The sequence below is a fragment of the Mesorhizobium sp. M1A.F.Ca.ET.072.01.1.1 genome (assembly GCF_004023325.1).
Lineage (GTDB): Bacteria > Pseudomonadota > Alphaproteobacteria > Rhizobiales > Rhizobiaceae > Mesorhizobium.
Map to the genome: position 1 here is coordinate 1 of NZ_RZSF01000304.1, position 8,214 is coordinate 8,214.

Genomic DNA, 8,214 nt, shown 5'->3' on the forward strand with positions numbered 1-8,214 from the left:
TCCAACGATTCGCCCCCCTGGCCATACCGCTTGGCGAGCCATTGGTAATAGGATGTTCTCCGCTTGCGCAAGTGCGACTTGGATCGCGATTGGTGGCAATCATCATGTCTCGCCTTGCGAGGGCACGTCCGTAGGGGGAATGCGGGACGTGGGGGATGTCAAAATCGTGCATCGCGGCGTGCGCCCGCGAAAGGCCGCGCGGTCAGGCGTTGCCGACGCTCACCGGCGGTCGCATTGGCATCGCTCGCCTTCCTCGTTATCATCCACAAGCTCGAATATTTTGTGAACGCTCGCATCATCGGGACGAGGATAAAAGCCTGGGCCTGGGAGCTTCTCGGCGATCTACTACGCCTATATCAAAGACGAGCTAATGATGCGGAAGTTGATCTGAGATCCGACCTGGGTCCCGACAGGAAGGGACGCGGCATTGCTTTTGACCGGACAACAGACGAACACCAAACGCGTGCCCAAGCTGTGCTCCCGGGGCCGCGCGTGGCAGGTGTCGCTTGGCAGCTAATCGTAAAAATGCGGTCGTTTCGGTTAGGTTCGAAAGTTAATGCGAGCATGGGGAAGCTCAGATTCTCAATTTAACTGTAGCCGCATCAACGTGAAGGTCATGAATCCTTTGAATTTCGTGCGCCGTCTTGAGTAAATTCGACACCGCGGCGTTGCCGACACTGCTTCTCACATTAAATGCCAATGGCCCGGCTCGACAACGCCTTGATGATGCCCAGCGAGGCGACCAGGCGACTAGGAATGGGTGTTGATGTCCTGCTCAATCTGCCGTGCTGATTCCAGAATGTCATCGAAACTCGGCGGAGTGCCGAAGATCATGGCCGCCGTATTGGCATAGTCGCGCGTGAGCGCGTCCACCATCTTTGGAGCGGGCGCGATCGCGAAGCTGCCCGGGACTGCTGAGGCGAGGTCATAGTCGGGACGGTCGAAAAACATTCGTGCGTGTCGCACACAATCGGCGCCAAGATCGAGATCGACGAGCGCGGCCTTTCCGGTCTCGAATCCGAGAAGACAGTGCAGGTCATAATAGTGCCGAGACACCCGCTGGCCTCCCTGCCGCAGTTCGCCGCGCCGCTCGTACCAGCGGCGCAATCCATGGGCGATCACCACCTTGTCCCAAAAGGTGCGGGTCGCCTCGATCGTGGTCACGTCGGCGACGGTGAGATCAATGCCTGCCGCTTCCTGCGCGACATAGGGCGTGATCGTGATGGGGCGATTGGGATCGAGCGCCGATTTCGCCCCGGACTCGAGGCGTATGGCCGGTCGCACATAGGCGCCATCACGCGGTTCGACCTCGGGATACCAGAGCAGCAGGGTCTGACCATCGGCATCGGCTTCGTCGAGCTCCACCCGTCCGGCGCCGTTCGTAATGTCGGCAAGTTGAGCGGTGAGGAAGTCTCGTAGCGGGCCTGTGATATACGCACGGCAGGCGTCCCGGATGGCGTCGAGCTTGGCGCGGCGCTTCTTGTTCGACAGTCCCTCAAGCTCTTCGACGGAGGCAGCCTCGTCGAGATCGTCGCGGAACACGGTAACGTCGATGTCCTCGGAAAAACGCTGGATGAGGCCATAGCCTTTTGACAGCGACGTCCCGCCCTTGAAAAGCAGCCGTGGCTCCCCCGCAGGCCGTTCGTGGTAGAGCGAATTGAGGGTCCAGCAGACCCAGAAATCCTTTTCGACATTGCCCACCGGAGCTCCGATCCGATTGGCCGTGGCGAGGAACAGGTCGAGCCGGTCACGTGGGGATGCCGCGATGATCTGGCGGTAAGCATCGGTACTCATGGCTTCGCCTCATGCGGGTCCGCCCTCAGGATTTCGCGAAGGAACTCCTGCATCCAGATCGGCACGGCGGAGAGACCGGCGCGCAGATCCTCGCGAATGGCCTCGCCGTGCTTGGGGTCGGCAAACAGGCGGCGCAACGTCGCCTGGATACGCTTCCGTTCGCCCTTCTGGGTCAGCATGTCCTGCATCCAATGCAAGGCCTGGACGACCCGCATCCCCGGCCGATCCGCCCAATAGAGGCGGCTAGGGGCAGCGTATTTGAAGTGGATTTCCTGCGTGCCGAGCTTGATTGGCTTCAACCGCGCATCGACCAGCACTTCTATTCGGGCGGGGACGGCGGTCGTCAGGCCAAGGTCGTTGGCGGCCGTCATACCATCGATGACGGCGCGCGCCCGATCGCGGCGCGTGACGGCGCGGATCACAGCGCGATAATCCGGCACGGTGGCGCGGCCAGTCAGGTTGTTCGTGCGCGGCCGATCATAGAGGCCTCGGTCGATCCGGCGCAGCTCCCCGGCGGCTGCCAGGCGCTGCAGGGTTTTGTCCACGGCGGCGCGCGCGCCGAGATCGGCGAAGTCGCCGGGGGTCCAGACCTCGTCGGGTTTGGACTCAATGCGGGCAAGCAGGCGCGAGCGAAGATCGGTATCGGGCTCAACTATGGGCATGTCCGAAATATGCTACAAGTTTCGGACAAAGGCAAGGCATGAGTCCGAAATATGCTACAATTTTCGGACACTCCGTGGCGCCCACAACTCCAAAATGGAACTCGCATTTTCGCATTGAAAGGATATGGCCCGAGCATCGAATGCCTCCTTCCGCAGGGGCACGACATCATCCCGGTTGCCAAGACGAGAACAAATGTAGAACATATCACAGGCTTTCCGCGTTTCAAGGGTCAGATGAGTGTATCGGCGCCCCCTGCTGCCATTTCCGAGCTTCGAGAACGCATCGCGCGCCTCGAAGGCGGAAATGCGCGCATCCGCACGGTTTTGCCGTTCGGAGTGGCGACGATTGACAGGATTCTGCCGGGAGGCGGGTTGGCTTTTGGCAGTCTGCACGAGATCGCAGGCGGGGGAAATGGCGCCGTCGATGGCGCAGCCGCGGCACTCTTTGCTGCCGGTATTGCCGCGCGCACAGCGGGCAAGGTGCTGTGGTGCGTTACCCGGCCCGATCTTTTCGCGCCGGCGATCGAACAGGCCGGCCTTCCTCCGGGAAGGGTGATCTATGTCGAAGCCGGCGACGAAAAATCCGTGCTCGCCTGTTTCGAGGAGGGTCTTCGTGGCGGTTTTGGCGCTGTCGTTGCCGAGATAGCCCGGTTTTCGATGACGGCCTCGCGGCGGCTGCAGCTTGCCGCCGAGAGCTCCGGCGCCATCGGCATCGCCATTCGCCGCTGGCGTCGGCAGACGGAGGCAACGGATTTTGGGCAGCCAACCGCCGCCGAGACACGCTGGCGGGTGTCGGTCTTGCCGTCGACGCCATTGCCGGTGCCGGGCGTCGGACGCGCCCGCTGGAATGTCGAGCTGATCCGATGCCGGGCCGGAGAGAGTGCAGATTTTACAGTGGAGGCTTGCGATGCCAAGGGTCGTATCGCTCTTCCTTCCGATGTGGCCGACGGACCGCTTCAGAAGGAAATCGGGCGACGCCGCGCCTCTGCCTGAGACGCCGCTCGTCCTTATCGGCCGTGATGGTCGTCGCCGTGTCGTGCTCGCCACTGACGCGGCAGCGCAAACGGCCGGCCTGCGCATCGGCATGCCGGCGAGCAAGGCGCAGGCTCTCGTCCCTAATCTCGCGATTCATGATGCCGAGCCCGAAGCCGACGAAATGGCGCTCGAGCGGTTGGCGCTGTGGGCGCTGCGCCGCTATGCGCCGATCGTCGCTGCCGATCCGCCGGACGGCCTCGTCATCGACACGACCGGCGCCGATCATCTGCATGGCGGGGAGGCGGCGATGCTCTCCGAAATGGTGGCGCGGCTTGGCGGCTCCGGCTTAGCCGCACGCGCCGCAGTCGCCGATAGCTGGGGCGCAGCCCACGCACTGGCGCGCTTCGGTACACGGCAGACCCTTGTCGTTCCGTCCGGTGAGATTGCACAGGCGATCCTGCCATTGCCGATCGCAGCCCTTCGCCTGCCTGCCTTGACGATCGAGAGCCTGAGGCGGCTCGGCTTCGAGAGAGTTGCCGACCTCGCCGCTATGCCACGCGCGTCGCTCGCCCTGCGTTTTGGACCGGAGCCCGGCCGCCGCCTTGACCAGGCCCTTGCACGGGTGAGCGAACCGATCGAGCCGATCCGGCCGGAGGAAATCGTCGAAGTGCGCCGCAATTTTGCCGAGCCGATCGGCGCGGTAGAAACAATCGCGCGCTATACCGGCAAGCTGGTGGCCGAACTTTGCGCCGTACTCGAGACGCGAGGGCAGGGCGCGCGCCGGCTCGACCTTCTGTTCTTCCGCGTCGACAACCGCGTCGAGGCGATCCGTGCCGGAACAGCAACGCCGGTTCGCGACGTGAAGCGCTTGACTCGGCTCCTTACCGATAAAATCGAGACCATCGATCCGGGGTTCGGCATCGAGCAGATGCGGCTTGCCGCGACGGCGGCCGAACCACTGCACGCAAAACAGACAATCTCTTCGCTTGCCGAGATGCCGGAGCCCAACGTCTCGGATGTGATCGACATCCTTGCCAACCGTGTCGGCGAGGACCGCCTCTATCGCTTCGCCCCAGTGCATAGCGACGTTCCCGAGCGGTCGGTTCAACGCATTGCGCCGATGGCGCCCGACACAGGTGAGGGTTGGCCCGGCCATTGGCCGCGCCCATCCCGGTTGCTGCCACGGCCCGAACCTATCGAGACGGTAGCACTTCTTCCCGACCATCCGCCCGTGACCTTCACATGGCGCGGCGTACGGCGCCGTGTGAAGCGTGCGGACGGCCCGGAGCGCGTGTTCGGGGAATGGTGGAAGCGCGACGCCGAGCTCGCAGCCGTGAGGGATTATTTCCAGGTCGAGGATGAGAACGGCGAACGCTACTGGGTCTTCCGTACCGGCGACAGGGAGGATGCCGCGACCGGTTCGCATAAATGGTTCATGCACGGGATCTTCGGATGACTGGCCAGGCCCGATATGCCGAGCTGCAGGTGACTTCGCATTTCAGTTTCCTGCGCGGAGCGAGCAGCTGCGAAGAGCTGTTCGCGCAGGCGACGATGCTTGGCATCGAGGCGCTGGCCGTCGTCGATCGCAATTCGCTCGCCGGCATCGTGCGCGCGCATGAAGCGGCAAAGACGACAGGCGTCCGGCTGATCGTCGGCTGCCGTCTCGATCTCGCCGACGGCATGTCGGTCCTGGTCTATCCCACCGACCGGCCGGCTTACTCGAGGCTTTGCCGCCTACTGTCGCTCGGCAAGGGGCGGGCCGGCAAGGCGAAGTGTCATCTCGAATGGGATGATGTCGTCGCCTATGGCGAAGGTCAGATCGCGGTCCTGGTGCCGGACGAAGCTGATGATCTTTGCGCCGTCCGGCTGCGGCGGCTGCGCGAGGCCTTCGATGATCGCGCCTATCTGGCGCTCACCTTGCGCAGGCGCCCGAACGACCAGCTCCGGCTTTCCGAACTGGCAAACCTGGCGACCTCGATGCGCGTGCCGACAGTCGTCACCAATGATGTGCTGTTCCACGAGCCGGCCCGCCGCATGATGCAGGATGTCGTCACCTGCATTCGCCATAACGTCACCATCGACGATGCCGGCTTCCGGCGCGAACGGCATGCCGATCGCTACCTCAAACCGGGCGACGAGATGGCGCGGCTGTTCAGCCGCTATCCCGAGGCCCTGGCGCACACGATCGAGATCGCCGATCGCTGCCGTTTCTCAATGGACGAGCTCGCCTACCAATACCCGGAGGAAAGGACCATGCCGGACCTCACCGCCCAGCAGGCGCTGGAAAAGCTTACCTGGGAAGGCGCTGCCGGCCGCTATCCAGAAGGTGTGCCCGATAAGGTGGTCAAGATCCTGAAGCACGAACTGCGGCTGATCGAAACGCTCCAATACGCACCCTACTTCCTGACGGTGAACTCGATCGTGCGCTTCGCCCGCAGCCGGGACATTCTTTGCCAGGGCCGCGGCTCGGCCGCCAACTCGGCAGTCTGTTATGTGCTCGGCATCACCTCCATCGATCCCGAACGCAACAACCTTCTGTTTGAGAGGTTCGTCAGCCAAGAGCGGCGCGAGCCGCCCGACATCGACGTCGATTTCGAGCACGAACGGCGCGAGATCGTCATGCAGTGGGTTTATGAAACCTACGGCCGCGATCACGCAGCACTTTGCTCCACCGTCATCCGCTATCGCACCAAGGGCGCCGTCCGCGATGTCGGCAAGGCGCTCGGCCTGCCAGAGGACATGACCAAACTTCTGTCCTCGCAGATCTGGGGCCATGGCGAGGCGGTCGATGAGCAGCGCGCCCGCGAACTCAACCTCAATCTCGGCGATCGCCGGCTGCGCCTGACCCTCGAACTCGCGGCGCAACTTGCTGGCACGCCTCGCCACCTCTCACAGCATCCGGGCGGCTTTGTCCTGACGCACGATCGGCTTGACGATCTCGTGCCGATCGAGCCGGCGGCGATGAAGGACCGCCAGGTGGTCGAATGGGACAAGGACGACATCGACGCCCTCAAATTCATGAAGGTGGATGTCTTGGCCCTGGGCATGCTCACCTGCATGAAGAAGTCATTCGATCTCCTGTCCGAGCATAAGAGCATCGCTCTCGACCTGGCGACGATCCCGGCCGAGGATCCACGCACCTATGCAATGATCCGCAAAGCAGACACGCTTGGCGTCTTCCAGATCGAATCGCGCGCGCAGATGTCGATGCTGCCGCGCATGAAGCCCCGGACATTCTACGACCTGGTCATCGAGGTCGCGATCGTCCGTCCAGGGCCGATCCAGGGCGACATGGTCCATCCCTATCTTCGCCGGCGCGACGGGACGGAAGAGGTGACGTTTCCAACGCCGGAACTGGAGCGCGTTCTCGGCAAGACGCTCGGCGTGCCGCTGTTTCAGGAGCAGGCGATGCAGGTCTCCATGGTTTGCGCCGGCTTTTCCGCCGGCGAGGCCGACCAGCTGCGTCGCGCCATGGCCACCTTCAAGCACACCGGCGGCGTCTCGAAATTCCGCGACAAGCTGATCAACGGCATGATCGCCAACGACTACACGCCAGAGTTCGCAGAAAAGACCTTTTCGCAATTGGAGGGCTTCGGCAGCTACGGCTTCCCCGAAAGCCACGCTGCCTCCTTCGCGCTGATCGCTTATGCCTCGAGCTGGATGAAATGCTGGCATCCGGATGTCTTCTGTGCCGCGCTTCTGAATTCGCAGCCAATGGGCTTTTATCTGCCGGCCCAGATCGTGCGCGACGCCCGCGACCATGGCGTCGAGGTGCGCCCGGTCTGCGTCAATGCCAGCCGCTGGGATTGCACACTGGAGCCGACCGATGCCGAAGATCGCTTTGCTGTCCGGCTCGGCCTGCGCATGGTGAAGGGTCTCGCCAACGATGACGCGGCCGCCATCGTCGCGGCGCGAGCCGATGAGCCCTTCCTCTCGGTCGACGATCTCTGGCGACGCGCCGGCGTGCCGGCGGCGTCGCTGGTCCAGCTCACAGAGGCCGACGCCTTTCTGCCGGATCTGAACCTTGCCCGCCGCGACGCTCTCTGGGCGATCAAGTCGCTGCGAGACGAGCCCCTGCCGCTGTTTGCTGCCGCCACGTCCCGTGAACAGAAAACGGTGCCTGAGATCCGCGAGCCTGTCATTGGGCTGAGGCCGATGACGGCGGGTCGCGAGGTCGTGGAGGATTACGGCCATGTCGGACTGACCTTGCGCAGCCATCCGGTGTCGTTTCTCCGTGCCGATCTTCATCGCCGCCGCATCGTGACCTGTCAGGAAGCCATGCAGGCGCGAGACAGAAGCTGGCTCCAGGCCGCCGGCCTGGTGCTGGTCCGGCAGCGGCCGGGATCGGCCAAAGGCGTGATGTTCCTCACCATGGAAGATGAGACGGGCGCCGCAAACGTCGTCGTCTGGGTCAAAGTGTTCGAGAAATTCCGGCGCGTGCTTCTTTCGTTGGCCATGCTCGGCGTGCGCGGCCGCATCCAGCGGGAAGGCGAGGTGGTGCATCTCGTCGCGCACGAGCTGACTGATCTGTCGGCCGAACTGGCGAGCGTCGGAAATCGCGAGGCGCCGTTTCCGTTGCCGCACGGCCGCGGCGACGAGGCCCATCACGGCGGATCGGGGATTGATCCGCGCGGAATGCCGAAGGGCCGAAACATCGTCGATCCCTACGAGCACATCGACCGCATCAAGGTGAAGACGCGGGATTTCCGGTAGAGACATGGAAACGCTGGCGACAATTCTCCATGCGGATCTCGATGCTTCTATGCGTCGGTCGAACAACTGC

At 63.3% G+C, this 8,214-nt stretch carries 5 protein-coding genes; 3 read left to right on the forward strand and 2 right to left on the reverse strand.

Annotation, left to right across the window (positions count from 1 at the left end; genetic code table 11):
* Nucleotides 1-750: 750 nt before the first annotated feature.
* Both EOA32_RS29435 and EOA32_RS29440 read right to left on the reverse strand, forming a co-directional pair.
* Complete coding sequence (locus EOA32_RS29435; protein ID WP_128373589.1) at nucleotides 751-1,794, reverse strand: nucleotidyl transferase AbiEii/AbiGii toxin family protein; 1,044 nt, start codon at nucleotides 1,792-1,794, stop codon at nucleotides 751-753.
* The gene (locus tag EOA32_RS29440; RefSeq protein ID WP_128373590.1) at nucleotides 1,791-2,456 is read right to left on the reverse strand and encodes a DUF6088 family protein; all 666 of its coding nucleotides are present in this window, start codon (nucleotides 2,454-2,456) and stop codon (nucleotides 1,791-1,793) included. The genes EOA32_RS29435 and EOA32_RS29440 overlap by 4 nt, the downstream gene beginning before the upstream one ends.
* A gap of 234 nt (nucleotides 2,457-2,690) precedes the next feature.
* Here EOA32_RS29440 and EOA32_RS29445 point away from each other — a divergent pair, with 234 nt between their 5' ends.
* Genes EOA32_RS29445 through EOA32_RS29455 form a run of 3 tightly spaced genes read left to right on the forward strand, consistent with a single transcriptional unit; the run spans nucleotide 2,691 to nucleotide 8,144 of the window.
* Entirely contained in the window at nucleotides 2,691-3,449 is a 759-nt protein-coding gene (locus EOA32_RS29445) for an ImuA family protein (RefSeq protein ID WP_128373591.1), read from the forward strand.
* Nucleotides 3,364-4,887, forward strand: a complete 1,524-nt coding sequence (locus tag EOA32_RS29450; protein ID WP_128373592.1) for a DNA polymerase Y family protein — start codon at nucleotides 3,364-3,366, stop codon at nucleotides 4,885-4,887. Before EOA32_RS29445 ends, EOA32_RS29450 begins: the two co-directional genes overlap by 86 nt.
* On the forward strand, nucleotides 4,884-8,144 hold the full coding sequence (locus EOA32_RS29455; RefSeq protein ID WP_128373593.1) for an error-prone DNA polymerase: 3,261 nt from the start codon (nucleotides 4,884-4,886) through the stop codon (nucleotides 8,142-8,144). The genes EOA32_RS29450 and EOA32_RS29455 overlap by 4 nt, the downstream gene beginning before the upstream one ends.
* Nucleotides 8,145-8,214: the final 70 nt, after the last annotated feature.

Bases quoted from the DNA above. Each gene is read 5' to 3' on its own strand.
- EOA32_RS29440 (WP_128373590.1), bottom strand. From the start codon at position 2,456: ATGCCCATAGTTGAGCCCGATACCGATCTTCGCTCGCGCCTGCTTGCC.
- EOA32_RS29445 (WP_128373591.1), top strand. From the start codon at position 2,691: ATGAGTGTATCGGCGCCCCCTGCTGCCATTTCCGAGCTTCGAGAACGC.
- EOA32_RS29450 (WP_128373592.1), top strand. From the start codon at position 3,364: ATGCCAAGGGTCGTATCGCTCTTCCTTCCGATGTGGCCGACGGACCGC.
- EOA32_RS29435 (WP_128373589.1), bottom strand. From the start codon at position 1,794: ATGAGTACCGATGCTTACCGCCAGATCATCGCGGCATCCCCACGTGAC.
- EOA32_RS29455 (WP_128373593.1), top strand. From the start codon at position 4,884: ATGACTGGCCAGGCCCGATATGCCGAGCTGCAGGTGACTTCGCATTTC.